The organism is Maricaulis sp., from assembly GCF_015665295.1.
GTDB lineage: Bacteria > Pseudomonadota > Alphaproteobacteria > Caulobacterales > Maricaulaceae > Maricaulis.
Genome location: NZ_JADFAJ010000001.1, coordinates 46,038 through 71,232, shown reverse-complemented (window position 1 = coordinate 71,232; position 25,195 = coordinate 46,038). Strand labels below are relative to the sequence as shown.

Sequence of the window (25,195 nt, the reverse complement as noted above, 5' to 3'; positions counted from 1 at the left end):
CGCATGGCGTTTCTCACCAATCCCTGGACGCTTCTGGTGCTGGGCGGCATCTGCGAGATGGGCTGGGCGCTGGGGTTCAAATATGTCCGCAGTGATGCGCCCTGGTGGCAGCATGCGGCCGTCTTCGCCGCGCTGGCCGCCTCGATGGCCTTGTTGTGGATGGCGATGAAGTCCCTGCCTGCCGGTACCGCCTATGCCGTATGGACCGGCATCGGAGCCCTGGGCGTCGCGACCCTCGGCATCCTGGTCTTCCACGAGCCGGCCACGCATTTGCGGATTTTCTTCCTGGCGCTGATCCTTATCGGAATCATCGGTCTCAAGGCCGTCAGCGGCGAGACCTAGCCGAACGGATCATCGATTGATTTCGACGGCTCGGTGAACCAGCGCGGGCCGGTCCCGGTCATGTAGAAATGGTCTTCCAGCCGGATGCCGAATTCGCCCGGTACGCAGATCATCGGCTCGTTGGAAAAGCACATTCCCGCTTCCAGCGGCGTGTCATCGCCGCCGACCAGGTAGGGGCCTTCATGGATATCCAGGCCGATACCGTGACCGGTCCGGTGCGGGATTCCGGGCAGGGTATAGCCGGGTCCGAAGCCGCGGCGTTCGGCCTCGGTACGGGCGGCCGCGTCGACCGCGCTGCAGGCAATGCCGGGTCGGGCCGCCTGGAAGGCCGCCAACTGGCAGGCCTTCTCGGCCTCCCAGACCTCGCGCTGGCGGTCCGTCGGTTCACCGAACACGTAGGAGCGCGTGATATCGGACTGGTAGCCATGGATGGCGCAGCCGGTATCGATCAGCACCATGTCACCCTCGTCCAGCGTCTTGGGATTGGCGACGCCGTGCGGGAAGGCGGTGTCCGGCCCGAACAGGACAATGCAGAAGGTCGATCCGCCCGGCGCCCCGACCGCCTTGTGGGCGGCATGGATAAACTCGGTGACCTCGCCGGTCGTCATGCCGGCGCGCAGGATGCGGGCGGCTGCGGCATGGACCTCCAGCGTCGCGTCCTTGGTCGCCTGCATCAGGGCGATCTCCTCGGCGTCCTTGGTCCGGCGGGCCGCCAGTATGAGGTCGCTGGCATCCGCGCTTTCGCCGCGATGGGCGGCCAGGATGGCATGGGCGGTGACCAGCGGCGTCGTCGGGTCGAGCCCCAGACGGCCGGCGGCGCCATCGAGCCCGGCGAGCAGGTCGTACGGGCTTTCATGCTCCTCCCACACGGCCAGCGGGGCGGTCAGGGTCATGAAGGCTTCCAGCGTGCCGGTCTCGAAAGCCGGGCCGAGATAGGTCAGCCCGCCATCGGCGGTGACCAGCGCCCCGACCAGGCGTTCGGAGGCCCGCCAGCGCAGGCCGGTATAATAGGTGAGATTGGTGCCGGCATTGAGCCAGACGGCGTCGATGCCGGCCGCTTTCATGCGGGCGCGCAGCCCGTCCAGCCGTTCGCTGAAGCGTTCGACAGGGACGGGCTGGCAATGGCCGAGACGGTCGCTCAGCTTTGCGAGCTCGGCCTTCGCGGTTGATCCGCCAACACCGCGGGTCATTTTGACATCGGGCATCACAGCGTCTCCAGGATCGCTTCCACGCGTTTCATGTCGTCGGGCAGATCGGTCTCGAAGCGCAGGGCCTCGCCGGTGACCGGATGGTCAAAGCCGAGTATGGCGGCGTGCAGGGCCTGGCGGCGGAAGGCGCGCAGCGTGCCTGACTCGTCGTCATGGTCGAGCAGGCGGCCGCGTTTCTGGCCATACATGGGGTCACCCAGAAGCGGGCAATTTATATGCGCCATGTGGACACGGATCTGATGGGTCCGGCCGGTTTCCAGCCGGCACTCGACCTTGGCGGCCATGCCGGTTCCGATGGCGGCGCCCTCGGCCTGGCCGAAACGCTTCAGCGTCGTGTAATTGGTGATGGCGTGCTTGCCGGCTTCCGAATTGGGATCGTGCGGCACTTCGAACTTCTTGCGGTCACGCGAGGAGCGTGCCAGCTGGGTCTCGATGCGGCCCGATTTCGGGTTCGGGGCATTGCGGGTGAAGGCGATATAGGCGCGCTCGACGGTGTGGGCCGCGAACTGCTTGCTCAGCCCCTTGTGGGCGATGTCGGACTTGGCCACCACCATCACGCCCGAGGTCTCCTTGTCGAGACGGTGCACGATGCCGGGGCGTTCAACGCCGCCAATGCCGGACAGCGAGCCCGCGCAATGGTGCAGGAGGCCGTGGACCAGTGTGCCGGACCAGTGTCCGGCCGCCGGGTGCACGGAGAGGCCGGCCGGCTTTAGCAGCACGATCAGGTCATTGTCCTCGTGCAGCACGTTGAGGTCCATGGGTTCAGGCGTCGGCGCGTCGGGGCGTGGTGCGGGGATCGCGACGCTGTAGTGGCCGCCGGCGATGACCTTGGCCGAGGCGTCGGTCACCGGCACGCCGTCCAGCGTCACCTGGCCTTCTTCGATCAGCGCTTTCAGGCGCGAACGCGACAGCGTTTCCGCGGTCGCGGTGAGCCAGCGGTCGAGCCGCTGGCCGGCGGCGTCATCGGGCGCCTCGAAAGTGCGTGTTTCTGCGATATCGGTCATGTCAGGACACTCCCCCAGCTGATGCCGGATTGCAACGTGCCGGCTGATTGCTGCAGTGCGTCATCTAGCTGTCACCGGTCTGTGGGCAAAGCGTCATCACCAGCGCCTAAGCACGCCGGATCAAGCGCGGTCGAGGGGGCTGCGCGTGTTCGAGGAGTATCCCATGACATTCAAGTCCCGCCTTCTGACCGCAGCCGCTCTCGGCCTGCTCACCGCAGCCGCGCCTGCCGCCTTTGCCCAGGACGGTGACGACGAGACCATGGATGTCATCCGGGTCACCACCCAGTTCCGCGAGCAGTCGCTGGCCGATGTGCCGATCAATGTCACCGCTTTCGACGCCGAGCGTCTGGAAGCCCTCGACATTGCCGACTTTGAAGACCTCGCCGCCTTCACGCCGGGCCTCGTCGTTCAGGAGCAGAGCCCGAACAATACCGGCTACTCGATCCGCGGCATCACCACCGACAGCGGTGAAGCGACGTCGGAGACCCGTGTCGCCGTGTTCCAGGACGGTGTGTCGATCACCCGCTCGCGCGGCTCTTATGTCGAGCTGTTCGACGTCGAGCGCGTGGAAGTGGCCAAGGGCCCGCAGCCGACCCTGTTCGGTCGCGGCGCGCTGATCGGTGGAATCAACATCATCCAGAACAAGGCAGAGGACGAATTCTCGGCCTCGGTGGAAGTTGGCGCCGGCAATGAAGGCCAGCTTGAAGCCCGTGGCCATGTCAATTTCGCGCTCTCCGAAGACTATGGCCTGCGCTTTGCGGCGGTCAGCCGCGAACGCGATGGTTATATCGACAATGCGCTGGGCGGCGAGGGCCTGCAGGGCCGCGACACCCAGGCCGTGCGCATGGTGTTCTCCGGTGCCCCGACCGAGCGCTTCTCCTTCGACCTGATTGCCAATTTCCAGCAGGACACCCCTCCGGGCACCTCCTTCAAGTCGGGCACATTTCCGGCGCCCGGTGGTGATACCGACCCGCACACAGCGGCTGCACTGAATACGTTCGGTGGCTTTGAGGGCGGCGCCCCGCTCGGCCTCGACCGCGAAGTGCGCGGCGTCACCCTGCTGGCTGATTACGCGCTCAATGATGCCTGGACCCTGTCCTCGATCACCGGCTGGCGTGATTTCACCTCGGTTGAAATCTTTGATCCGGACGGGACGGCGTTGCCCTTCCTGACCATCGGCGAAGATGCGGTCGGCGAGCAGTTCAGCCAGGAATTCCGCCTGTCCTACGACAATGGCGACCGGCTGACCGGTTCCGTCGGCGCGCTGTGGTTCACAGAGCAAGGCGAACAGCGCATCCCGATCGGTCTGGACGAGCGGGTCGCCCAGGCTTTCCTGGCGCCGACGCTCGCTGCCGGTTTTGGCGCCACCGTCGAACAGCTTGAAGGGCTTCTCGCCCTTGGCGGTTTCCCGGGTGTCGATCTCGACAATCCGTTCAATCCCTTCCCCTACTCGGTCGCTGCACTGCTGACCCAGAACCAGCTCGTGCCGCTGCGCGACTTCTATCTGGAAGAGGCCGCCAATGGTGCCGAGACCACATCCTGGGATGTGTTCGCAGATGCGTCATACGCGGTGACCGAACGGCTCACCCTGACCGCGGGCCTGCGCTATACGGCGGAAGACAAGACCTCACGCGGCTACGGGCGCTCCCTGTCGGGCCCGAACTTCGTCACTTTCGGCGACACGCTGATTGTGCCCTACACGCCGAATGGCGATTTTGTCAGCCAGGATGGCGAGTTCGATGATTTCACCTGGCGCTTCGCGGCCTCCTATGCCGTGACGGATCGCCTCAATACCTGGGCCAGCTTCGCGCGCGGTCGTCGTCCCGACGTGATCTCGGTCGACACCTCGGTGCCAAGCTTCTTCTCCGAAGCCCCGGCCGAGATTGTCGACTCGCTGGAAGTCGGTGCCTTCCTCACCTTTGATCGTGGCACGGTGTCCGGCTCGGTCTTCCATTCCGAATACGAGAATTTCCAGACCACGCGCTTTGATCCCAACACGGTCAGTTTCATTACCGACAATGCCGGCAATGCGACCCAGTATGGCCTGGAACTGCAGGGCGATTTCGATCTGGCCGAAAGCGCCAATCTTTTCGTCAGCTATGCCTACAACCACGCCAGCTTTGACGACACGGACAGCCAGGGCAATGCGCTCGAACTGGCTGGCAATCGTTTCCGCTACGCGCCGGAACATGCCCTCGCGCTGGGCCTGAACTGGGAAGTCGCAAGCGGTGGCTGGGGCTCGGTGAGCCTGGTCCCGACCTGGTCCTGGCAGTCGAAGATCTTTTTCGACAACGATAATGACCGCTTTGGCGGTGTACTGCAGCAGCCGTCCTACGGTCTGCTCAATGCCCGCCTGCGCTATGAAAGCGCAGACGAGCGCTATCATGCCGAGCTTTACGGCTCGAACCTGACCGATGAAGACTACCTGATCGATGCCGGGAATACCGGCGGGTCGTTCGGGATCCCGACCTTCATCGCCGGCGCGCCGCTTCTCTGGGGCGTGCGTATCGGGGCCGACTTCTAGCCGACGCAAGGATTGCGGCGCGGGCGGTTGCAAGATCGCCCGTGCTGCGTTCATTCTGGCTGTCGAATTCAAGGTGACGCCGATGACAGCTCGGCGCGGTGAGGGGACATCATGACCAAGACCAATCTGACACGCCGGACCGCCCTGATCGGGGCGGCAGGTGCGGGGCTCGCCGTTTCTTCCTGCTCGAAATCGCCGGATGTGTTCCAGCCGGTCGAGAATGGTCATTTCAATCACGGCGTTGCGTCGGGCGATCCGGACCAGACCAGTGTGATGTTGTGGACGGCCCTGACCAATGATGCTGGCGGCTATCGCGGCGTTGAGGTCGCGCGGGATGAGGGCTTCACCGACATCGTTTTCGAGCAGGGCGAAGAGATCACCTATGTGATGATGCAGCCGCTCGGCACGTTGAAAATCCTCGCGACCGGTCTCGAACCGGGTGCCGGTTATTTCTATCGTTTCCGGCTCAACGACCAGTATTCGCCGGTCGGTGTGACGCGGACACTGCCGGAAGGGGCGCTCGATCAATACCGGATCGGCGTCTTTTCCTGCTCGAATTTCCCGGCCGGACATTTCAACGTCTATCGTGAAGCCGCCGAGAACGGCGATCTCGATCTCGTGGTGCACCTGGGTGATTATTTCTATGAGTACGCGCCGGGCGAATATGCGACCGAGAATTCCGAGGCGATGAACCGTGTACCCGCCCCGGCGCGCGAAACGGTCACCTTCGAGGACTATGTGCAGCGCCACGCCCAGTACAAGTCCGATCCGGACCTGCAGGCGCTGCATGCCGCCGCCCCCTGGATCATCAGCTGGGACGATCACGAGACCGCCAACAATGCCTGGCGCGAGGGCGCCCAGAACCACAATGAGGGCGAGGGGAGTTGGGAAGATCGCCGCGACGCCGCCTTGCGTGCCTGGTATGACTGGCAGCCGGCCCGCGAGCCGGGCGCCGATCTGCGCCAGCATCGCGGCACCTACGAGATCGGTGATTTGGCGACGCTCTGCCTGCTGGAAAGCCGACTGACAGCCCGCGACCAGGAAATCGGTCTCGACACCTTCCCGATTGCGTCCGACGCGGACGATACCGATCCGGCCAATCTGGAGGCAGTGGCGGCGTGGAAACGCGATGTGGTCGGGGCCGAGGAGCGTACCCTTCTGGGGGCCGAGCAGATCGCCGATATCGGGGCGGCCTGTGGTGCCTCCAAGGCCGCTGGCAAGCCGTGGCGCATTCTGGCCAACCAGGTCATCATGGCGCGCGTCAACTTCCCGAATTTCGCCACCGAAATGCCCGGCTGGCTGCGCTGGTGGGCGACCCGCAACAGCGAGTTTGCGCGTCAATTCATCATGCGGACCCGTTTCGGCATCCCGTTCAATCTCGACATGTGGGACGGCTATCCGGCCGAGCGCGAACGCCTGTTCGCGGCCCTGCGCGCAGTTGATGCCGATGTCATCACCATCACCGGCGATGTGCATTCCTTCTGGGCCAATGACCTTGTCGACAATGACGGCAACCGGATTGGCACCGAGCTGGTCGGGGCCTCGGTGACCAGCCCGTCACCCTTTTCGGGATTCAAGGCGCCGGGCGTGGATTACGGACGGATGATGGTTGAGGCCAATCCCGATGTCGGCCACTGCAACATGGAAGACCATGGCTATATCCGCCTCACGCTGACGCCTGCGGCGGCCGATGCGGAATTCGTCAGGGTCAGTGACATTCTCACGCGCGACTATCGCGCCAGCGTCGAGAGCGCCTGGCGTGTCCGGCCGGCATCCAGCGGTACTGTCGCCGCAGCCGAGCGCGTCAGCTAGGCACGGCAGGGTCACGCGTCCGTACAGGCACCTGCCGCGCGTTTCAGCCGGGTGCCGACATCGACGATGGCTTCGATGACCGGCAGCAATTCGCGGCCGAGTTCGCTGAGTGTGTAGTCCACGCTGGGTGGCGAGGTCGGCTGGACTGTGCGGATCACGACGCCCTTGCTGCAAAGCGCCTTGAGCCGGGTCGACAAGACCTTGGCAGAGATCGGCGGGATATCGCTCTCCAGTTCCGAGAAACGGCGAGGCCCGGCCGAGAGATGCCAGATGATATAGGGCGTCCAGCTGCCACCGAGCAGTTTCATGCACTCGTTGACAGGGCAGTGCATCGCGTCATCAAGCGGCGGGGCCTGGTTGCGGCGGCGTTTGAGCATGACGGGTCATCCGGTAAGTGGCTTACCAGGGGGATAGTACAAAATACCGATAACCGAAAGAGACATGGTTACATTTCGTAAGTCCGCGCCCCACCTGTGCCCCCGACGGCAATGCACAGGAGGGAAACGGCATGCCCATAACCGAAGTTCAACAGCGCATCGGTCTGTCGCACCCCATCATCCAGGGGCCGTTCGGCGGAGGTCTGTCGACGGTTGAGCTCGCGGCCGCTGTCGCCAACGCCGGCGGGCTCGGCTCGTTCGGGGCTCATATCCTTGAGCCGGACGGGATCGATGCGCTCGCCGCGGATTTGCGCGCAGCAACAGATGGACCGGTCGCGCTCAATCTGTGGATTTCGGATCATGATCCCGGTGGCGACAGTCTTTCGTCCGATGCCTACGACGCAGTCTGGCCGGTCTTCCAGCCCTTCTTTGCCGAGTACGGTCTGGAACGACCAGAGCCGCAACGGCGCTACCATCCGCGCTTTGTCGACCAGGTCGACGCGGTGCTGGAAGCCCGACCGCGAGTTTTCTCCTTTGTCTTCGGCATTCCGGACCGGAGCATTCTCGAAGCCTGCCGGGTGCGCGACATCCTGACGCTCGGCGCCGCGACAACGCTGGCCGAGGCCGAGGCGCTGGATGCGGCCGGCATTGACCTGATCCTGGCGACCGGGTTTGAAGCCGGCGGGCATCGCCCGGCCTTCCTCGAGCCGCCGGAAAACAATCTGGTCGGCACGCTGCCGCTGACCCGTCAGATCGCCAGCCGGATCAAGCGCCCGTTGATCGCGGCCGGCGGTATTGCCGACAGGGGCGGCATCGATGCAGCCCTGACTCTGGGGGCCGGCGCGGCCCAGCTGGGTACCGCCTTTCTCGCCTGCGCTGAGTCCGGCACCAACAACGCCCACCGGGACGTGCTGTTCAGCGACCGGGCCCGCCAGACCGTGCTCACCCGCGCCTATACCGGCCGCCTTGCGCGCGGGATTCCCAATCGGGTCATTGCCGAAATGGAAGCGCGGGCCGATCGCCTGCCGCCCTTCCCGGTCCAGGCCTGGTTCCTGGGACATCTCAAACGTGCCGCCCTTGCCGCCGGCGACGAGGATTTTGCCTCGCTCTATGCCGGCCAGGGCGCGCCATTGCTCCAGCATCGCCGCGTCGGCGATCTGATGGCCGACCTCACGGCCCCGGCAGCGACCCATGTCGCTGCCTGACTGCCCCTTCATCACCAGCAAAGGACAAGTCTGATGAAACTCTACTACTCCCCTGGCGCCTGCTCGCTGTCTCCGCATATCGTACTGCGTGAGGCGGGCCTGCCCGTCGAACTCATCCAGGTCGATCTGGCGTCCGGAAAGCTGGTCGCCAGCGGTGACCGTTTCCGCAATATCAATCCGAAGGGCTATGTCCCGGCGCTCGAGATCGGTGAAGCCCTGCCGCTGACCGAAGGCGCGGCGATCGTCCAGCACATCGCGGACAGTCATCCCGAGGCCGGTCTGGCTCCGGCAGCCGGCACGGCGGCGCGCGCCCGCGTCAATGAATGGCTGACCTTCCTGTCGTCGGAACTGCACAAATCCTTCGGCCCGCTGTTCACGCCGGGGTCGAGTGATGAAGCCCGGCAGGCAGCCATCAAGAAGGTGAAGTCTCGGCTCGACATGGTCGAGGCGGCGCTCGCCGACGGGCGGTCCTGGCTGACCGGCGAGGTGTTCACCATCGCGGACGCCTATCTTTTCACCCTGACCAACTGGACCGGTCCGACGCAAATCGGCCTTGCGGATCACCCCGGACTGGCGGCCTACCAGGCGCGGGTCGCGGCGCGTCCTGCCGTGCAGGCGGCGCTTGAGGCAGAAGGCTTGCTGCAAGCCGCCTGACGGCCGTTTGTCACCGCACAACAAAAAGCCCCGCAGCCTGGCTGCGGGGCTTTTCAGTATTCGTCACTGGCCGGTCAGGAAGGATCAGGCGCGTTCGACAAGGCGCATGAAGCGATCCTTCAGATCGCGGTCATTGCGAAACTCACCGGTGAAGGTGGTGGTGATCGTCGAGACGTTCGGGTGATGCACGCCGCGCGTCGTCATGCACTGGTGCTTGGCATCGACGAGGACGGCGACACCGCGCGGCTCCATCGCGTCGGTCAGCGCATCGGCGATCTGGGCTGTCATGGTCTCCTGCGTCTGCATGCGCTTGGAGAAGATCTCGACCACGCGGGCAATCTTGGAGATGCCGACCACGGCCTTTGACGGCAGGTAGGCAACGTGCGCCACGCCCATGATCGGGGCGAGGTGGTGTTCGCAATGGCTCTCGACATCAATATTGGTCAGCATGACCATGTCGTCATAGCCCTGCACGTCCTCGAAGGTCTTGCCGAGCGCCTTGAGCGGGTCGGCATCATAGCCCGAGAACCATTCCTCATAGGCCTTGACCACGCGTTTGGGCGTGTCGAGCAGGCCTTCGCGGCTCGGGTCGTCGCCGGCCCAGGAGATCAGGGTGCGAACGGCGGCCTCGGCCTCCTCGCGGCTCGGTTTGGTTTTGGCTGCGGCCAGGATACGGGCAGCGTCAGGGGTCACGGCGTCCATCCTCATGGATCCTTTCGTTATCGGGTCGGTTCGGCGTATACGTCCAAACCGTAGTGCCGGTTTCCGGATCGAGGATGCAGACAACAGTTTTCACTGTTGCGACCTGTTATCCTCTGCTTTCGCGCTCTTGCGCTTGCGGTTATTTAGGCTTTCCGCGCGCGGTTTCCAATGATTGCGCCGCAGACGGCGCGGAATAATTCAGTATCACCCTCGACCAAAGAACGGTTACCCAATGAATTCCCTCACCCTTTTCGACACGATGGCGCGCCGCAAGCGCGACTTCGAACCGACCGATCCGGACCGGGTGACGATGTATGTCTGCGGACCGACCGTCTATTCCTACGCCCATATCGGCAATGCCCGCCCGGCGGTGGTCTTCGACACGCTGTTCCGCGTCCTGCGCCGCCTCTATGGCGAGGACCAGGTGATCTATGCCCGCAATATCACCGATGTGGACGACAAGATCATCGAGGCGGCCCGCGAGAGCGACAAGCCGATCGACGAGATCACCACACATTTTGCCGACATTTACCGCGCCGACATGGGCGCGCTGGGCGTCACCCTGCCGACCATCGAGCCGCAGGCCACGGACCATATCCCCGAGATGATCGGCATGGTGCAGAATCTCGTCTATGGCGGTCATGCCTATGAGGCGGACGGCCATGTCCTGTTCGATGTATCCTCATATGAAAAATACGGTCGCCTCTCCAATCGCGATCTCGACGAGATGATCGCCGGGGCGCGGGTCGAGGTGGCCGGATACAAGCGCAATCCGGCTGACTTCGTACTGTGGAAGCCGGCGAAGGACGATGAGCCGGGCTGGGACAGCCCGTGGGGCCGCGGTCGTCCGGGCTGGCACCTGGAATGCTCGGCGATGAGCGAGAAGCATCTCGGCAAGACCATCGACATTCATGGCGGCGGCACCGACCTGGTCTTCCCGCACCATGAAAACGAGATCGCCCAGTCTGTCTGTGCCCACAAGGGCGCCCCGATGGCCAATTACTGGCTGCACAATGGTTTCCTGACCATGGGCACCGACAAGATGTCGAAATCGCTCGGCAATGTTCAACTGGTGCACGAGCTGATCAAGGACTATCCCGGCGAGGTGCTGCGCTATGCCCTGCTGACGGCCCATTACCGGGCCCCGCTGACCTGGACGGCGGACCTGCTGGCCAAGACTCGTCGTTCGCTTGATCGCATCTATGGCGTGCTGCGGCGTCTCGGCGATATCGAGGCTTCAGCCACCGACGTGCCGGCGGCTTTCCTTGAAGCGCTGCATGACGATCTCAACACGCCCAAGGCCTTGTCCGAGCTGTTCCAGCTGGCCGGCAATGCCAACAAGGCGGTGAGTGATGTCGAAAAGGCCCGGGCCAAGGGCGAGCTCTTGGCCGCGGCCGGCCTGCTGGGTCTGGGTCAGTCGGACCCCGATTCCTGGTTCGGCCTGACCGATCTCGATCCGGCCGAACGGGCGAAGATTGATGATCTCATCGTGCGTCGCCAGACGGCGCGCGAGGAGAAGGACTGGCCGACAGCCGACGCGGTTCGCGACGCGCTCAACGCCCTCAAGGTCCAGGTCGATGACGGGCCGGAAGGCTCGACCTGGCGCAAGTTGGACTAGGACAATGGCACTCAAGGGTTTCAACGTGCTCTTGCAGGTCGAGGATGCCGTGGGTGACTGCTTTGTCACCTACGGCGTCGTCGCTGCGGATGCCGATGCCGCCGGGCGACTGGCCGAAGGCGCCGCCCAGGCGGAAGGCTTCTGGTCGATCGAGATCGATGATGTCTGGGAACCGGAACCGGAAGAGGGCGACGAGCCCTTTGGCGACATCCCCGAAGTGCTCGGTCGTACCGAGCCGACCTATCTCGACGAGGATGATTTCGAGGAGGATTGACGCGGGCCGTCACGGTGGCCTGCGGCCACTGGCGTCAGCCGGGCAATCGCACTAAATTGTCTCCCATGAGCGACGAACTCTACTCCAATGCCGTCCTGCGGCTGGCCGCGGATATTCCGCGCATCGGGCGTCTGGCCCGGCCACACGCGTCTGCCCGCAAGGTGTCGCGCCTGTGCGGATCGGAGATCGAGGTGGATATCGCCATGGCCGGCAACCGGGTTGGTGATCTGGCGCTGCGGGTGAAGGCCTGTGCGCTGGGGCAGGCCTCGGCCGCCATTCTCGGTCGGCATGTGATCGGGGCTTCGCACAAGGAACTTGTGATCGCGCGCGACCAGCTCAAGGCCATGCTGAAAGAGGGCAAGCCTGCGCCGCGCGGACGCTTTGCCGAGCTGGCTGTTCTGGAGGGCGCCCGGGCTTATCCCGCCCGGCATCAATCGGTCATGCTGGCCTTCGAGGCTGTTGTTGATGCCGCCGCCACCGCGACGCGCGGCCGGGCGACGGCTCCGCAAACCACCCCGCTGACTGGCTAGGGCCGTCCGCACCTGCCGCGCCGGCAGGAGGCGGTGGACGGTCCGCAAGGCAGGCAACCTCACCCCGAAACTTTACTGCGGTCCGCGAAGCGCGCTTCATGTCCATGGTGGACAGCGCGCACCGCGACGTTAAAAGGCTTGATTCCATATGCGTTCACGCGAACGGAGATGGGGGCTGAAAAGCCCGGTCGCCGGCCTCATGCTGATCCTGCTTCGTGCCTATCAGCTGAGCCTGTCACCGGTTTTCTATGCCCTTGGCATCCGCTGCCGGCATGAACCGACCTGCTCGCACTATGCCATGGACGCGATCCGCGCCCAGGGTCCCTGGCGCGGCGGCTGGCTCACGCTGGGGCGGCTCGGTCGATGTCGGCCGGGCGGCACATTCGGTGTCGATCCCGCGCCGTGCGAACACAATCATGCGCCCTGGTGGGCGGTCTGGCGGTTCAGATCGAAACCGGAGCGCATGATGGACAGGTTTCCGCCGGCGGACCGCGCCGACGACAAGGACATGCAACAATGATCAATGTGACGCTTCCCGACGGATCCCGACGCGAACTTCCCGATGGGGCCACGCCGATGGACCTCGCCGAGGACATTTCCAAATCCCTCGCCAAGGCGGCCATCATCGCCCAGGTGAATGGTCAGGACTGGGACCTCAAGCGCCCGCTCGATGGTGACGCCCAGGTGGCGATCATCACCCGCAAGGATGACAAGGCGCTCGATGTGATCCGTCACGACACGGCCCACATCCTCGCCCAGGCGGTGCAGGAGCTTTTCCCCGGCACGCAGGTCACGATCGGACCGGCCATCGAGGACGGCTTCTATTACGACTTCGCGCGCAGCGAACCCTTCACGCCGGAGGATTTCGAGGCGATCGAAAAACGCATGGGCGAAATTGTCGATGCCGACCTGCCGTTTGAACGGGAGGTCTGGGATCGCGATGCCGCCATCGCGAAATTCGAGGAGATGGGCGAAGCCTACAAGGCGGAGCTGATCCGCGACCTGCCCGAGAACGAGACGATCACGATCTATCGCCAGGGCGCGTGGTTTGACCTTTGCCTCGGACCGCACCTGCCCTCGACGGGCAAGATCGGCAAGGCCTTCAAACTGATGAAGGTGGCTGGCGCCTATTGGCGCGGTGATCACCGCAACGCCATGCTGCAGCGGATCTACGGCACGGCCTGGGGTGACGAGAAGCAGCTCAAGGCCCATCTTCACCGGCTTGAAGAGGCCGAGAAGCGCGATCACCGCAAGCTCGGTCGCCAGATGGAGCTTTTCCATTTCCAGGAAGAAGCCCAGGGCCAGGTCTTCTGGCATCCCAATGGCTGGCGTCTCTACCGCACGGTGATGAATTACATGCGCCGCCGCCTCGACGCCGCCGGCTATGTCGAGATCAAGACGCCGCAACTGATGGACCGCAAGTTCTGGGAGGCCTCGGGCCACTGGGACAAGTATCGCGAGAACATGTTCATCTCCTCGATCGACCAGGAAGAAAAAGTCCTGGCGGTAAAGCCGATGAACTGCCCGTGTCATGTCCAGGTCTTCAACCAGGGCCAGAAATCCTATCGCGACCTGCCGCTGCGCATGGCCGAATTCGGTTCCTGTCACCGTTATGAACCGTCCGGCTCACTGCACGGCCTGATGCGGGTTCGCGGCTTCGTCCAGGATGACGCCCACATTTTCTGCACGGTCGATCAGATCACGCAGGAAGTGATCGATTTTTGCGAATTGCTGAAGTCCGTCTATGCCGATTTCGGCTTCGAGGAACCACGCATCAAATTCTCCGACCGCCCGGAACAGCGGGTCGGATCGGACGCGGTCTGGGACAAGGCGGAAGCCTCGCTCAAGGCAGCGGCCGAGGCGTCCGGCCTCGACTATGAATACAATCCGGGTGATGGCGCTTTTTACGGTCCCAAGCTCGACTTCGTGGTCAAGGATGCGATCGGGCGTGAATGGCAGACGGGCACGATCCAGTGCGATTTCAACCTGCCGGAACGTCTCGATGCCAGCTTCATCGGCGATGACAGCGAGAAGCATCGTCCAGTCATGCTGCACCGGGCCATTCTCGGCTCGCTGGAGCGTTTCCTCGGCGTGCTGATCGAGAGCTATGCCGGCAAGCTGCCTTTCTGGCTGGCGCCGCGTCAGGTCGTGATCGCCACGATCACGTCTGACGCCGATGCCTATGCCGAAGAGGTCAAGGCGGCGATGCTGAGGGCGGGGCTTCATGCCGAGACGGATACCCGCAACGAGAAGATCAACTACAAGGTTCGCGAACACTCGGTCGGCAAGGTGCCGGTGATCGCGGTGGTGGGTCGCAAGGAAGCCGATGAGGGCAGCCTGGCCCTTCGCTTCCTTGGCGAGGGCGGCAACAAGCAGGAAGTTCTGCCGCTGGCCGACGCCATCACCCGCTTGAGTGAGGACGCCAAGGCGCCCGACCTCAAGCGCGGCTAGAACCAAGGGAAGCGCGATGCAGCGCGGCGATACTCGGGCGGGCTGGGCAGGGCTTCTGGCTTTTGTCTTCGCCTTCCCGTTCGGCGTGGCAGGCAGTTTGTTGATTGCGCCATGGATTTCGCTGATGGCGATCGCCGCCTTTCCGGTCCACCGCGAATTCTGGCGCCCGGCCCGGCCTCCCTGGGCGTTGTTCGGCGCCGGCGTTTTTCTGGTCTGGGTATTGGTCAGCTTTGCCTGGTCCCCCCACGACGATCCCGGTCAGCTCTGGCGGACAGGCTTGGGTGTGCCGCTCTACGTGCTTTTCGCCGTCCGGGTCGGACAACTGGAAGGGGCCTGGCGTCGCCGCGCCGAGGCCGCGCTCCTGTTCGGCATGATCGCGCTGGGTCTGTTTCTCCTGTCTGAAAGCCTGTTGGACGGAGCCGCGACGCGCGGATTCAAGCTGGCCGAGGAGAACGGCGCCGCCCTTGGCGAATTCGGCGTGGACATCCTCGTCAATCGCAGCCTCGGACATGCTGCCGTCCCGCTCCTGTTGATGAGCATGCCGGCGGCTCTGATGACGTGGCGCGAAGGCGGGCCTGCCATCGGTGTCGGCATTCTCCTTCTGGCGGGCGTGGCGGCGTTCAGCTTCGACACCGAAGTGAACATGGTGGCGTTTGTATTCGGGCTGATTGCGGCCGGTCTGACGGCGCTTTGGCCTCGCACGATGCTGGCCTGCCTGTTCGGCCTGCTCGCCGGCGCCGTGATCGTATTGCCGCTCGTTCTGCCCGGTCTGATCGATGTCATGCCCGACAGCTGGCGGGCAGCCCTGCCGCCCTCCTTCGAATGGCGCCTGCAGATATGGAGCTATACGGGCGATCTGATCCGCGAACAGCCCTGGTTTGGCCATGGAATGGACGCGTCCCGACCGCTCAACGGAGAAGCAGAAGTCTTTGCGCGCGGCATGCTGCACAACGTCGAGGCCTTGCCGATGCACCCGCACAATGCCACTCTGCACATATGGCTTGAGACCGGGGCGGTCGGGGCCGCGCTTTTGGCTGGCGTACTTGTCGCTTTGGGGGGACGGATCGCCGCCGCACAGCAGCTCTCGCGATTGCAGGCTGTGGGCGTGGCTTGGGTGGTCGTGGTTTATGTGTCCTTGATCGTATTCTCCTATGGGGTCTGGCAGGAATGGCACCAAGGGACAGTGGCGTTGGCAGCAACGAGCGTGTTCTTCCTCGCGGCGCGAAAAGCACCGCGATCAATCAACCGCGCCTGACGGTTGTCACCGTTTCGTGGCAGACCGGGCCGCGCCTGGTCGAGGCGGTCGCATCCATTCTGGCGGCACCCGGTGTCGATGAATTTGTCCTCGTCAATCACGGCAATCCGCCCGAACTGATCCAGTCCCTGCGTGCCATGGCTGCCGACAAGGACAATTTCGTCTTGGTTGAAACCGGCTCGAATCTCGGCTTTGCGCGCGGCTGTAATATCGGCGCCCAGCGCGCCAGCGGCGACATCCTGCTCTTCCTCAATCCGGATGCCGTGCTCGCCAAGGGCGTTGCCAGTCGCCTCAAGGCCTCCGCGAAGGGTCTCGGCGACGGCATCTGGGCCATCGGCGCCCGGATCATCAATCCCGATGGCAGCGAGCAGCGCGGCGGGCGTCGCGGCGAGCTCACGCCCCGTTCGGCGTTGGTCTCCTTCCTCGGGCTCGACCGCTTCATGCCCTCGATCAAGGGGCTGCACTTCGAGAAAGACGTCCTGCCGGACGAGATTGTCCCGGTGCCCGTGGTCTCCGGGGCGGCGATGCTGATGCCGCGCCGCGGTTTCCTGCAGATGGGCGGGTTTGACGAGCGCTATTTCCTGCATGTCGAGGATATCGATATCTGCCGCAAGGTGCGCGAATGCGGCGGGACTGTCTGGTTCGAACCGCGCGCCTCGATTGTCCACTACGGCGGCACCAGCCAGTCCGATCCGTATTTCGTGGAGACCCACAAGGCTCTGGGTTTCGTCAAGTATTTCTGGAAGTACTATCCTGGCGCGCTTGAGCGCCTGACCACGATGGCGATGATCGTCCCGATCTTCGCCGCGATCTGGGGGCGTATTACCGTCATCCAGCTGCGCCACAAGATCCGGCTTGTTACCGCCCGCCGCAAGGCCTTTGCCCGGCTGCGCCGGATGGAAGCCCGGCGGGCCGAGCGGCACGCGATCGATCGGGCGGCGACCGCGTCTAGCCCGCCGCCGGTTTCGGAAACCCGCCCGCTCTAGACAGGGCGCTGTCGACCGGGTGTTTCAGCCCGTCCGTCTCCAGCCATCTTGCCGTCTCGATCAGCCTGTCCAGGTTCAGCCCGGTCTCGAACCCGCCGCGCTCGAGCATGTAGACGACGTCCTCCGTCGCCACATTGCCGGTCGCGGCCGGCGCAAACGGGCAGCCGCCAATCCCGCCCACCGAGGCGTCAATGACATCGACTCCGGCCTCGACCGCCGCGTAGATGTTGGCCATCGCCGTATTGCGCGTGTTGTGGAAATGCATGCGGATCCGCATGTCGCTACTCTCCGCCCGGACCAGGTCGAGCATGCGGCGCACGGACCAGGGGTCGGCGACGCCGATCGTGTCGCCCATGGCGAACTCGACCGCACCGGCCGCGCGGGCGCGCGCCGCGAGGCGGGCAACGACCTTGGGATCGACCTCGCCATCAAACGGATCGCCGAAGGCGACCGAAACCGTCACCGAGACCGGCACGCCCTCGTCATGGGCGAGCAGCGCGATACGGTCGAACAGGTCGGCGGTCTGGTCCGGCGTGGCGTTCTGGTTCTTCAGGCCGAAGCCCGGCGAGGCGACCATGACGTAATTGACCTCGTCACAGCCCGCCTCCAGCGCCCGCCGCATGCCGCGTTCATTAAGCGCCAGGCCGATATATTTCACCCCGTCCTGGCGCGGCACGCGCTGCATAACCGCATCGCTGTCAGCCATCGCCGGCACCAGCTTGGGATGGACAAAGCTCGCCGCCTCCATGCGCCGCACCCCAGCCGCGATCAGGCGTTCGACAAACTCGATCTTGGTATCCGTCGACATCATCGCCGGGTCATTCTGCAGACCGTCACGCGGCCCGACTTCAACGATCTCAATCTTGCGGGTCATTGGGAGCCTCATTGTCGAGCGGGTTCAGGGGAATTTCGTCCGGCGCGCAATGCGTGAAGGCGATCGCCAGGACGGTGTCTGTGCCGCGCGCATAATTCGTTCCGGCAGCGAGCGTTCGATTACAGATCCGAAGCGCAGCGAAGCGTTCGGCAAGGGGCTGAATGTCTGACCCAGCCAGTGCGGCGGGATCTGTCAGATAGCGGCGCAGCTCTGCGTCCCGCGACAGGTCCAGTACCAACATTGTCGGCTCGTCCCGGCCTTCGGCAAAGGTCAGGACCTCCTCGGTGGTTCCCAGCCTGGTGTCCGTACCCAGCGAGAAGGCGATGCTGGGCTCGGTGAAGCTCGATGCCGTCACGATCTCGTCCGGCGTGAGTCCGGTGATGACGTCGGAATAGACCCGGGCCGCGCGGACCTGATCGGCCAGTCGGACCGCATAAGCCTCGGCAAAGGCGCCACTTCGGGCCGCGACATGCCAGCCGAGGCCGGAGAGAACGGCAAAGGTGAGGGCCAGGACGCCGGGCCGCAACCGGTCGGATACCAGGGCTGCCATGGCCAGCGCCAGGAAGAGAGCGAGGCCGGCGAAGACCCGCGCAATGCTACCCAAGTCAAAGCCAAGCTGGAAACCGCCCTCAAAGCCGGAACCGGCAAGCCGGATCGCATCCCAGCTGGCATTCGCGCCATAGGTGATGAAGACGTAGGGCAGGAAGATCGCGAACACGGCCGCGCCAATCGCGAACAGGCCCCAGCTTGCCCAGCGTTGCCAACGCGTTGCCTTTGCCAGCTCGACCAGACCCCAGCCGGCGGCCAGGGCCAGGGCCGGGTAAACCGGCAGCACATAATGCGGCAGCTTGGTCGGCAGGATTTCAAACAGGAGCCAGGTCGGCACCGCCCAGGCGATCAGGAAGCGGGCTGCGCCGGCAAGCCGGTCATCCCCCTCGCGCAGCGCCGCAACCACCCGCCCGGCGCCAGGAATGAGGAAAAGGGTCGCCGGGAAGAAGACCAGGGGCAGCACCAGAAGATGATAGCCGGGAAGACCGCCATGCCGTTCGTCGGCCGAGACCAGCTTGGGCGCCAGGTCATCGCCGAGCGCGTCGCGCAGGAAACCGCCATCGGTGGCGATCTGGATCGAGACCAGCCAAGGGGCAACGATGAGGATGGCGAGCAGCGGTCCCCACCAGACCAGAACCGGTTTCAGCCAGGCGATCCGCCGTTCCCAGATGACCAGGGCCGCAACGGTCAGCCCCACCACCATCGGCGTGACCGGTCCCTTGATCAGGATGCCGGCGCCCAGGCTTGCCCAGAACAGGAGGCCGGTTCGCCAGCCCGGGCTTGTCCCGCCGCGGGCATTGGCGAGAGCCGCCATGGCCAGGGTGGTGCAGCCGACCAGCATGGCGTCGGTCTTGGCGATGCCGCCTTCGACCCCGAGGAGCACGGTAGTCGCAAACAGCGCCGCTCCGGCAAAGGCCGCCTCGCGCCCGACGAGGCGCTGACCGCCCCAGAAACAGGCGAGCGCCGCCAGGATGGTGCCGAGCACGGAGGGCAGGCGATAGGCCCAGATCTGGCGGTCATCCGCGTCCGAGACGATGGCGACGGCGGCGGCCTGCAGCCAGTGTATGCCGACCGGCTTCTTGTTGCGCGGCTCGTCGAGATAATTGATCTCGATATAATTGCCGGTCTCCAGCATCTGGGCCGTCGCCTGGGCGTAGCGGCTTTCGTCACGGTCGATCGGCGGCAGGGTGAAAATGCCGGCCATGGCAGACAGGGCAGCGAGCAGTCCGATGATCCACCAGGCGCGGATACCGCGGGCCAGATCGGTCAATGCGTTGCCTCCGCTCTTCATGCTGCCAAGCCGGTCTGCGACGCGGGGCATGAGAAATCCCTCGCGTCTTCACTGAAACCCGGTATGTAACGGGCTTCCCGTATTCGCAAGCTCAAGCAGACACCTATGAGCCCTTCCGATCAGACTTCCCCCGACATTTCAGTTGTTGTTCCGGCCTATAATGAGGCCGGGAACGTCGTTCCACTGGCACGCGAAATCGCGGCCGCCCTCGACGGGCGGTCTTTCGAGATCCTGTTTGTCGATGATTGTTCGAAGGATGAAACGCGTCAGGAATTGATCGACGCCAAGGCCGAACTGCCGATGTTGCGTGTGATCGCGCATCGTCACAATGCCGGCCAGTCCCGCTCGGTACGCACCGGCGTGATGCATGCCCGTGGACCCATTGTCTGCACGCTTGACGGCGACGGCCAGAACCCGCCGCAGGACCTGCCGACAGTGATTGATGCGCTGACCCGTGACGACGCTCCGGCCGGCCTTGCCCTGGTGGGCGGTGACCGTTCGGCCAATCGCCAGGACTCGGCTTGGAAGAAATTCGCCTCGCGTTTCGGCAATGGTTTGCGCAAGGCCATGCTCAACGATAACTGCAATGATACCGGTTGTGGGCTGAAGGCTTTCAAACGTTCAGCCTATCTGGAGCTGCCCTTCTTCGATCATCAGCACCGTTTCCTGCCGGCGCTCATGATCCGCGAGGGCTATGTCTGTGAATTCCGGCCGGTCACCCACCGCCACCGCACGATCGGGACATCGAAATACACGAATTTTGGCCGTCTTTTCGCCTCACTGACAGACATGATGGGCGTGATGTGGTTAAATTCGCGCGCCCGCAATTCGCGCGGCAGTGACGAATTCTGAATTTGGTTTGAAAGAAGCGAGTCGTCAGACCGCTTCACAACCGGGGAGAGTGAAGAATGGCCGGAGGCGGGGATAACGGCGTATTGTTAGGTATGACAGCGGCCAATCAGGCCCGGAGATCGGGCGGTCGCGGCAATGGGGGAGGTTCCATGTTCAACGTATTTCCACTTCTGATCATTCCGGTGATCATTTACGCCATCGTCGCCTACACGACGGGCGCCGACATGAGTACACAGGTTTTCTCGGTGCCGATGGTGTCGGGCAGCCTGCCGCTGTCCAAGGGCGATCTTCTGGTCATCCTCGGCATGATCATGCTCTTCATGGAGCTTATCAAGGCGGCCGGGTCGGGCACGGCCACGATCATCAATCACGGCCTGTCCATGCTGATCTTCGTGATCGCCATGGCGCTCTTCCTGCTGGTCGGGCACTTCTCGACCTCGACCTTCTTCCTGCTCATGCTGATGACGCTGATGGATACCGTTGCCGGTTTCGTCGTGACCATCGTGGCAGCCCGTCGCGACCTCGCAGTCGGTGGCGAAGGCTAGAGAAGCACGAAGAGAAGGCCGGCGCCCAGGCTCACATCGAGCCAGAATTCATAGCGCCGGGCCTTGGCAACAGCGATTGTCATGCGCGCCGCTCCCACATCGGGGGCGGCGTCGCCTTTTGTGCGGCCTGGGCATAGGTGCGGCGGAAGCGCTCGAGCTCGCTCGCCTCGGCCTTGATCCCGCGACGCGGCGCATCGCCGATGATCTGGATCATGACTTCCGCCGTGGCAGGACGGGCCCTCACAAATGAGCGGGCGCTGTCGCGCTCGCTCGATTGCGGGGTCGGGACGGTGACAAGGGCCCGGTCCTGCCGCGGCGGACGATCCTGCGAGCCGCGCGCACGACTGGCCGGCTCAATACGCCGGCTGGTCGGGGTCGGGACAGAATATGCGCTGCGGATCGTGGTCATGCCTCATCCATCGCAAGCCGGATGCCAACTCTTAATGAGACGTTAACCACGATTCTGGCTGCAAATGCGGCATTTCGCGCAGATGCCAAAGCAAAACCGGCCCGCGAGGCGGACCGGTTGGCTCATTTCGGTACGATTTCGTTAACCCTGTGAGGGGGTTGTGCCAGTCCCGATGGACCGGCAACGCTCGATCACTTCTTGTCGAGCAGCTGGTCCATCTTGGCGCGCAAGCTGTCGAGTTCCTCGCGCAGGGCGGAGAGGTTTTCCGGTTTACTCTCGGACGAGTCCCGGGCGCTGCTGTCATCGGCCTGTGCGGTGCCAGGCGCTGCGCCAGCCTGGAACGGCGTGAACATGCGCATGGTCTGGCCGAACAATTCCATGTTGCGTCGTGTCTGCTCCTCGAGCATCGCCATGGTCGCTTGCGGCGAACTCATGGCCTCGGTCATCTTGTCGCGGAATTCTTCCTGTTGCTGCGAAAAGGAATTCATCGACATCTGGAGATAGCCGGGCACGACGCTCTGCAGGCTGTCGCCGTAGAAACCGATCAGCTGGCGCAGGAAATCCACCGGCAGCAGATTGGCGCCGCGCGATTCTTCTTCGAAGATGATCTGGGCCAGCACGCCGCGGGTCAGATCCTCGCCGCTCTTTGCGTCAACCACCTGGAAGTCCGTGCCTTTTTTCACAAGGTCGCGGAGATAGTCCAGCGTCACATACTGGCTGGTCGAGGTGTCGTAGAGGCGCCGGTTCGCATATTTCTTGATAATGATTCCGGCGGCCTTGCCATTGGATTTGCTCACCACATACTCCCCTGTTCGCACCATGAAAAAATGTCGAGATTGTTTTTCGCTCGACTTGGGCGCATTGCAATTTCATGTAAGGGTTTACGCGCTCAAGGCGGTGTGCTGCAAGCGCGAACGCAATCGGCGCCAAAGCCGATGCGCAACGAACAGGTCCCGGGGGGAATGATCATGACACGTACAGCGTTGGTCACAGGCGGAACGCGCGGCATCGGCGCCGCCATCAGTATGGCTCTCCAAGCGGCTGGCCACACAGTCATTGCCAACTATGCCGGCAATGAAGAGAAGGCGCGCGAATTCGCCGACGAGACAGGTATCAAGGTCGTCAAGTTTGACGTTGGCGACTTTGACAGTTCTGCCGCGGGCCTGGCGGAAGCGGAAGCCCTTGCCGGTGCCCCGATCGACATTCTGGTCAACAATGCCGGTATCACCCGCGACACCATGTTCCACAAGATGAGCAGGGAGCAGTGGGATGACGTGATCAGAGTCGATCTGAGTTCGATGTTCAACGTCACCCGCCCGCTCATCGACGGGCTGCGCGAGCGCGGCTGGGGCCGGATCATCAACATCTCCTCGATCAACGGCCAGAAGGGCCAGATGGGCCAGGTCAATTATTCCGCCGCCAAGGCCGGGGTGATCGGATTCACCAAGGCGCTGGCCCAGGAGACCGCTCGCAAGGGGATCACCGTCAACTGCATCACGCCCGGCTATATCAACACCGAAATGGTGGCTGCGGTGCCGGAGAAGGTGCTCGAGAGCATCATCGCCGGCATACCGGTCGGACGGCTCGGCGAGGCTGGCGAAATCGGGGCGCTGTGCGCCTATCTGGCCAGCGAGGAGGCCGGCTTCATGACCGGATCCACCCTGACCATCAATGGCGGCCAGTACCTCGCCTGACATGAATCGCACTTCTGCCCCAAATTTGCCGTCTTGCCGGTCATGATGCGGGGCGGGATGACGCGTTGGATCTTGGCCATACTTGTCGCCGCACTCGCTGCGGGCGCTGCAGCAGGGATGCAAAACCCCCTGCGTGACAGGCTGTTGCGCAATGAGCGCGCGCAGCAGGTGACCGGCTGGTTCCAGCGGGCCGATACGGGTGAATTCTTCCTGTTCGACCGGTCCGGCGATGCCGCGCTGCTGCGCGAGCGCGATGCGCCCGACAGTGAAGTTCTGGTGCTCTATCCGGATCGTGCGCCCGGTGGCGGAACCGCCTTCATTACGGATACCGGTCGCGAGGTCATCCGGCTGACCGGGCTGGGCGGCGCGACCTATTTTCCCAGCTCATCTCCAGATGGCGTGATCGCAGACTTCGCGAGCCCTGCCGGATCCCTGGCTCCGGCTCCGCGATCGCCTGACGAAATCCGCGAACGTGCCGAGCAGCTGGCCCGCCAGATGGCGGCGTCGCTTGATCGCTCCATTTCGGTGGCCTACGCACCGGCACCCCGGGCCGGGCTGGGCGTGCAATACGATACGCTCAACATCATTGCCCTGGCTTTTGATGGTGTCCGGAGCGAACGGCGCCTGCTGCGCGGCGTGGAACATGTCCGCATCGAGCTGGGCGAGGCTCCTGCCGCCTACCGTCAGGAGGCGAGCCTCGTCGTCGTGATCGCGCCCGAGCTGGGATATGCCGGGCGCCCGTCCTCGGCCTTTATAGGGCAGGTCCTGCTCGCCGATCCCGGCGCGACCTGATCAGAGCGAGCCGGGTCACGTGCACCCCGGTTCCCAACCGGGCGGGGCCAGTTCAAATCCTTCAAAGCGGAAACCCGGCGCAACGGTGCATCCGACCAGCGTCCAGGCACCCTTCGACCTGGCAGTTTGCCAGGCGCCTTCCGGGACGATGGCCTGGGGCCGCTCGCCCGCCTCAAGATCCGCTCCCAGCTGCTGGGTGCTGATCGACCGCCCGTCCTCACTGATTCCCAATTCCAGGGCGGCGCCGGCATGCCAGTGCCAGGTCTCGACCGCGTCGACCCGGTGCCAATGCGAGCGTTCGCCCCCGGCCAGCAGGTAGTAGATCGCTGTCGAGCGATCCCGACCGCCGCCCGGATCCGGATCGCGCAGCGTCTCGACATACCAGCCTCCCTCCGGATGGCGCTGCAATCCAAGCGTCTCGATGATGCGCCGGGCGTCGTCGGGCAGGCTCAAAACGCGTCCTTCCGGCGACGGATTTCGGCGAAGACGTCCACATTGTCGGCGTCGGCGAGGCCGAGCCGTTGCCGGATCGCCGGGTCCGCCGCGCGCAGGAAAGGATTTGCCCCCAGCTCGGCTCCGATCGTCGTTGGCACGGTCGGTTCACCGCGGGCGCGCTCGGCCTCGACCATGGTCGCATAGGCTTGCAGCTCGGCATTGTCCGGATCAATGCTGAGGGCAAAGCGCGCGTTCGCCGCAGTGTATTCATGGGCGCAATAGATCCGGGTCTCGTCGGGCAGGGCGGCGAGCCGCGACAGGGACTGCCACATCTGCGCCGGCGATCCTTCGAACAGGCGACCGCACCCGAGGGCAAACAGCGTGTCGCCAACGAAAGCGACCTTGTCCCCGGCAAAGTGGTAGCAGACATGGCCCAGCGTATGCCCCGGTGTGAACATCACCGAAGCCATGTGATCGCCAAGGCTGACAGTATCGCCGTCCTTCACTGCGGTATCGATGCCGGGAATGCGGTGCGTATCATAGGCGGGCCCCACCAGCTTCGCCCCGGTGGCCGCCTTGATCGCATCATTGCCGCCAGCATGGTCGAAATGGTGATGCGTGTTCCAGATCTGCGTGATCATCCAGCCGGCCGCCTTGGCCTCGGCGAGGATGGTGTCGGCATCCGGTGTGTCGATGGTGGCGGTCTCGCCACTGTCCGGGTCGTGGACCAGGAAGCCGTAATTGTCGGAGAGACAGGGAAACTGCCGGATGAGGAGTTCGCTCATTGTCCAAATATCCGCTTGCTTTAGGCT

General features: G+C 64.0%; 26 protein-coding genes. 16 read left to right on the top strand and 10 right to left on the bottom strand.

Features of this window, described 5'->3' with window-relative positions; genetic code table 11:
* Window positions 1–3: 3 nt before the first annotated feature.
* Complete coding sequence (locus QZZ02_RS00375; protein ID WP_291841535.1) at window positions 4–342, top strand: multidrug efflux SMR transporter; 339 nt, start codon at window positions 4–6, stop codon at window positions 340–342.
* Here QZZ02_RS00375 and QZZ02_RS00370 read toward each other — a convergent pair.
* A complete protein-coding gene (locus tag QZZ02_RS00370; RefSeq protein WP_366511480.1) occupies window positions 339–1,532 on the bottom strand; it encodes a Xaa-Pro peptidase family protein in 1,194 nt (397 codons plus the stop codon). The two genes, QZZ02_RS00375 and QZZ02_RS00370, sit on opposite strands and share 4 nt — an antisense overlap.
* A gap of 14 nt (window positions 1,533–1,546) precedes the next feature.
* Complete coding sequence (locus QZZ02_RS00365) at window positions 1,547–2,554, bottom strand: RluA family pseudouridine synthase (protein WP_291841533.1); 1,008 nt, start codon at window positions 2,552–2,554, stop codon at window positions 1,547–1,549.
* Window positions 2,555–2,717: 163 nt separating this feature from the next.
* On the opposite strand from QZZ02_RS00365, the gene QZZ02_RS00360 reads away from it, so the two are divergent.
* Window positions 2,718–5,078, top strand: a complete 2,361-nt coding sequence (locus QZZ02_RS00360; protein WP_291841532.1) for a TonB-dependent receptor — start codon at window positions 2,718–2,720, stop codon at window positions 5,076–5,078.
* 111 nt (window positions 5,079–5,189) lie between these two features.
* Entirely contained in the window at window positions 5,190–6,890 is a 1,701-nt protein-coding gene (locus QZZ02_RS00355; protein ID WP_291841531.1) for an alkaline phosphatase D family protein, read from the top strand.
* Between the two features lie 11 nt (window positions 6,891–6,901).
* Here QZZ02_RS00355 and QZZ02_RS00350 read toward each other — a convergent pair whose 3' ends face one another.
* The gene (locus QZZ02_RS00350; RefSeq protein WP_291841530.1) at window positions 6,902–7,267 is read right to left on the bottom strand and encodes a helix-turn-helix domain-containing protein; all 366 of its coding nucleotides are present in this window, start codon (window positions 7,265–7,267) and stop codon (window positions 6,902–6,904) included.
* Between the two features lie 131 nt (window positions 7,268–7,398).
* On the opposite strand from QZZ02_RS00350, the gene QZZ02_RS00345 reads away from it, so the two are divergent.
* Both QZZ02_RS00345 and gstA read left to right on the top strand, forming a co-directional pair.
* Window positions 7,399–8,472 (top strand): nitronate monooxygenase, encoded by a 1,074-nt coding sequence (locus QZZ02_RS00345; RefSeq protein WP_291841529.1) that lies wholly within the window; start codon window positions 7,399–7,401, stop codon window positions 8,470–8,472.
* Between the two features lie 33 nt (window positions 8,473–8,505).
* On the top strand, window positions 8,506–9,126 hold the full coding sequence (gene gstA / locus QZZ02_RS00340) for a glutathione transferase GstA (RefSeq protein ID WP_291841527.1): 621 nt from the start codon (window positions 8,506–8,508) through the stop codon (window positions 9,124–9,126).
* Between the two features lie 84 nt (window positions 9,127–9,210).
* Here the strand turns inward: gstA and folE are convergent, their stop codons facing one another.
* On the bottom strand, window positions 9,211–9,828 hold the full coding sequence (folE, locus tag QZZ02_RS00335) for a GTP cyclohydrolase I FolE (RefSeq protein WP_291841526.1): 618 nt from the start codon (window positions 9,826–9,828) through the stop codon (window positions 9,211–9,213).
* A gap of 232 nt (window positions 9,829–10,060) precedes the next feature.
* Here folE and cysS point away from each other — a divergent pair, with 232 nt between their 5' ends.
* From cysS to QZZ02_RS00300, 7 genes are all read left to right on the top strand, one after another.
* Window positions 10,061–11,446, top strand: a complete 1,386-nt coding sequence (gene cysS, locus QZZ02_RS00330; RefSeq protein WP_291841525.1) for a cysteine--tRNA ligase — start codon at window positions 10,061–10,063, stop codon at window positions 11,444–11,446.
* 4 nt (window positions 11,447–11,450) lie between these two features.
* Window positions 11,451–11,720, top strand: coding sequence for a hypothetical protein (locus QZZ02_RS00325; protein WP_291841524.1), 270 nt, complete (start codon window positions 11,451–11,453; stop codon window positions 11,718–11,720).
* 65 nt (window positions 11,721–11,785) lie between these two features.
* Window positions 11,786–12,250 (top strand): iron-sulfur cluster assembly scaffold protein, encoded by a 465-nt coding sequence (locus QZZ02_RS00320; protein ID WP_291841523.1) that lies wholly within the window; start codon window positions 11,786–11,788, stop codon window positions 12,248–12,250.
* A gap of 148 nt (window positions 12,251–12,398) precedes the next feature.
* Complete coding sequence (gene yidD, locus QZZ02_RS00315; protein WP_291841522.1) at window positions 12,399–12,770, top strand: membrane protein insertion efficiency factor YidD; 372 nt, start codon at window positions 12,399–12,401, stop codon at window positions 12,768–12,770.
* The gene (gene thrS, locus QZZ02_RS00310) at window positions 12,767–14,701 is read left to right on the top strand and encodes a threonine--tRNA ligase (protein ID WP_291841521.1); all 1,935 of its coding nucleotides are present in this window, start codon (window positions 12,767–12,769) and stop codon (window positions 14,699–14,701) included. The genes yidD and thrS overlap by 4 nt, the downstream gene beginning before the upstream one ends.
* Window positions 14,702–14,717: 16 nt before the next feature.
* The gene (locus QZZ02_RS00305; protein WP_291841520.1) at window positions 14,718–15,956 is read left to right on the top strand and encodes an O-antigen ligase family protein; all 1,239 of its coding nucleotides are present in this window, start codon (window positions 14,718–14,720) and stop codon (window positions 15,954–15,956) included.
* Complete coding sequence (locus tag QZZ02_RS00300; protein ID WP_291841519.1) at window positions 15,869–16,942, top strand: glycosyltransferase family 2 protein; 1,074 nt, start codon at window positions 15,869–15,871, stop codon at window positions 16,940–16,942. The genes QZZ02_RS00305 and QZZ02_RS00300 overlap by 88 nt, the downstream gene beginning before the upstream one ends.
* On the opposite strand, the gene QZZ02_RS00295 is transcribed toward QZZ02_RS00300, so the two are convergent.
* The gene (locus QZZ02_RS00295; RefSeq protein ID WP_291841518.1) at window positions 16,905–17,816 is read right to left on the bottom strand and encodes a hydroxymethylglutaryl-CoA lyase; all 912 of its coding nucleotides are present in this window, start codon (window positions 17,814–17,816) and stop codon (window positions 16,905–16,907) included. The genes QZZ02_RS00300 and QZZ02_RS00295 overlap by 38 nt on opposite strands.
* Window positions 17,800–19,686, bottom strand: a complete 1,887-nt coding sequence (locus QZZ02_RS00290) for a glycosyltransferase family 39 protein (protein ID WP_291841517.1) — start codon at window positions 19,684–19,686, stop codon at window positions 17,800–17,802. Before QZZ02_RS00290 ends, QZZ02_RS00295 begins: the two co-directional genes overlap by 17 nt.
* A 75-nt stretch (window positions 19,687–19,761) precedes the next feature.
* Here QZZ02_RS00290 and QZZ02_RS00285 point away from each other — a divergent pair, with 75 nt between their 5' ends.
* Together QZZ02_RS00285 and QZZ02_RS00280 are read left to right on the top strand one after the other, a co-directional pair.
* Entirely contained in the window at window positions 19,762–20,508 is a 747-nt protein-coding gene (locus QZZ02_RS00285) for a glycosyltransferase family 2 protein (RefSeq protein ID WP_291841515.1), read from the top strand.
* A gap of 149 nt (window positions 20,509–20,657) precedes the next feature.
* Window positions 20,658–21,053 carry a hypothetical protein gene (locus QZZ02_RS00280; protein WP_291841514.1) on the top strand — a complete coding sequence of 132 codons (396 nt, stop codon included), beginning with the start codon at window positions 20,658–20,660 and terminating at the stop codon, window positions 21,051–21,053.
* A 79-nt stretch (window positions 21,054–21,132) separates the two neighbouring features.
* Here QZZ02_RS00280 and QZZ02_RS00275 read toward each other — a convergent pair whose 3' ends face one another.
* On the bottom strand, window positions 21,133–21,462 hold the full coding sequence (locus tag QZZ02_RS00275; RefSeq protein ID WP_291841513.1) for a hypothetical protein: 330 nt from the start codon (window positions 21,460–21,462) through the stop codon (window positions 21,133–21,135).
* Between the two features lie 191 nt (window positions 21,463–21,653).
* On the bottom strand, window positions 21,654–22,259 hold the full coding sequence (gene phaR / locus QZZ02_RS00270) for a polyhydroxyalkanoate synthesis repressor PhaR (protein ID WP_291841512.1): 606 nt from the start codon (window positions 22,257–22,259) through the stop codon (window positions 21,654–21,656).
* A 171-nt stretch (window positions 22,260–22,430) separates the two neighbouring features.
* Here phaR and phbB point away from each other — a divergent pair, with 171 nt between their 5' ends.
* Both phbB and QZZ02_RS00260 read left to right on the top strand, forming a co-directional pair.
* Window positions 22,431–23,156 (top strand): acetoacetyl-CoA reductase, encoded by a 726-nt coding sequence (gene phbB / locus QZZ02_RS00265; protein WP_291841511.1) that lies wholly within the window; start codon window positions 22,431–22,433, stop codon window positions 23,154–23,156.
* A gap of 57 nt (window positions 23,157–23,213) precedes the next feature.
* Window positions 23,214–23,948 (top strand): DUF4908 domain-containing protein, encoded by a 735-nt coding sequence (locus QZZ02_RS00260; protein WP_291841510.1) that lies wholly within the window; start codon window positions 23,214–23,216, stop codon window positions 23,946–23,948.
* Between the two features lie 15 nt (window positions 23,949–23,963).
* On the opposite strand, the gene QZZ02_RS00255 is transcribed toward QZZ02_RS00260, so the two are convergent.
* Both QZZ02_RS00255 and gloB read right to left on the bottom strand, forming a co-directional pair.
* Window positions 23,964–24,401, bottom strand: coding sequence for a cupin domain-containing protein (locus QZZ02_RS00255; RefSeq protein WP_291841509.1), 438 nt, complete (start codon window positions 24,399–24,401; stop codon window positions 23,964–23,966).
* Complete coding sequence (gene gloB, locus QZZ02_RS00250; protein ID WP_291841508.1) at window positions 24,398–25,168, bottom strand: hydroxyacylglutathione hydrolase; 771 nt, start codon at window positions 25,166–25,168, stop codon at window positions 24,398–24,400. Before gloB ends, QZZ02_RS00255 begins: the two co-directional genes overlap by 4 nt.
* Window positions 25,169–25,195 lie beyond the last annotated feature (27 nt).

Excerpts from the sequence above, each read along its gene's own strand:
- QZZ02_RS00375 (WP_291841535.1), top strand. The coding sequence starts at position 4 with ATGGCGTTTCTCACCAATCCCTGGACGCTTCTGGTGCTGGGCGGCATC.
- QZZ02_RS00370 (WP_366511480.1), bottom strand. The coding sequence starts at position 1,532 with ATGACCCGCGGTGTTGGCGGATCAACCGCGAAGGCCGAGCTCGCAAAG.
- QZZ02_RS00365 (WP_291841533.1), bottom strand. The coding sequence starts at position 2,554 with ATGACCGATATCGCAGAAACACGCACTTTCGAGGCGCCCGATGACGCC.
- QZZ02_RS00360 (WP_291841532.1), top strand. The coding sequence starts at position 2,718 with ATGACATTCAAGTCCCGCCTTCTGACCGCAGCCGCTCTCGGCCTGCTC.
- QZZ02_RS00355 (WP_291841531.1), top strand. The coding sequence starts at position 5,190 with ATGACCAAGACCAATCTGACACGCCGGACCGCCCTGATCGGGGCGGCA.
- QZZ02_RS00350 (WP_291841530.1), bottom strand. The coding sequence starts at position 7,267 with ATGCTCAAACGCCGCCGCAACCAGGCCCCGCCGCTTGATGACGCGATG.
- QZZ02_RS00345 (WP_291841529.1), top strand. The coding sequence starts at position 7,399 with ATGCCCATAACCGAAGTTCAACAGCGCATCGGTCTGTCGCACCCCATC.
- gstA (WP_291841527.1), top strand. The coding sequence starts at position 8,506 with ATGAAACTCTACTACTCCCCTGGCGCCTGCTCGCTGTCTCCGCATATC.
- folE (WP_291841526.1), bottom strand. The coding sequence starts at position 9,828 with ATGGACGCCGTGACCCCTGACGCTGCCCGTATCCTGGCCGCAGCCAAA.
- cysS (WP_291841525.1), top strand. The coding sequence starts at position 10,061 with ATGAATTCCCTCACCCTTTTCGACACGATGGCGCGCCGCAAGCGCGAC.
- QZZ02_RS00325 (WP_291841524.1), top strand. The coding sequence starts at position 11,451 with ATGGCACTCAAGGGTTTCAACGTGCTCTTGCAGGTCGAGGATGCCGTG.
- QZZ02_RS00320 (WP_291841523.1), top strand. The coding sequence starts at position 11,786 with ATGAGCGACGAACTCTACTCCAATGCCGTCCTGCGGCTGGCCGCGGAT.
- yidD (WP_291841522.1), top strand. The coding sequence starts at position 12,399 with ATGCGTTCACGCGAACGGAGATGGGGGCTGAAAAGCCCGGTCGCCGGC.
- thrS (WP_291841521.1), top strand. The coding sequence starts at position 12,767 with ATGATCAATGTGACGCTTCCCGACGGATCCCGACGCGAACTTCCCGAT.
- QZZ02_RS00305 (WP_291841520.1), top strand. The coding sequence starts at position 14,718 with ATGCAGCGCGGCGATACTCGGGCGGGCTGGGCAGGGCTTCTGGCTTTT.
- QZZ02_RS00300 (WP_291841519.1), top strand. The coding sequence starts at position 15,869 with ATGGCACCAAGGGACAGTGGCGTTGGCAGCAACGAGCGTGTTCTTCCT.
- QZZ02_RS00295 (WP_291841518.1), bottom strand. The coding sequence starts at position 17,816 with ATGACCCGCAAGATTGAGATCGTTGAAGTCGGGCCGCGTGACGGTCTG.
- QZZ02_RS00290 (WP_291841517.1), bottom strand. The coding sequence starts at position 19,686 with ATGCCCCGCGTCGCAGACCGGCTTGGCAGCATGAAGAGCGGAGGCAAC.
- QZZ02_RS00285 (WP_291841515.1), top strand. The coding sequence starts at position 19,762 with ATGAGCCCTTCCGATCAGACTTCCCCCGACATTTCAGTTGTTGTTCCG.
- QZZ02_RS00280 (WP_291841514.1), top strand. The coding sequence starts at position 20,658 with ATGTTCAACGTATTTCCACTTCTGATCATTCCGGTGATCATTTACGCC.
- QZZ02_RS00275 (WP_291841513.1), bottom strand. The coding sequence starts at position 21,462 with ATGACCACGATCCGCAGCGCATATTCTGTCCCGACCCCGACCAGCCGG.
- phbB (WP_291841511.1), top strand. The coding sequence starts at position 22,431 with ATGACACGTACAGCGTTGGTCACAGGCGGAACGCGCGGCATCGGCGCC.
- QZZ02_RS00260 (WP_291841510.1), top strand. The coding sequence starts at position 23,214 with ATGACGCGTTGGATCTTGGCCATACTTGTCGCCGCACTCGCTGCGGGC.
- gloB (WP_291841508.1), bottom strand. The coding sequence starts at position 25,168 with ATGAGCGAACTCCTCATCCGGCAGTTTCCCTGTCTCTCCGACAATTAC.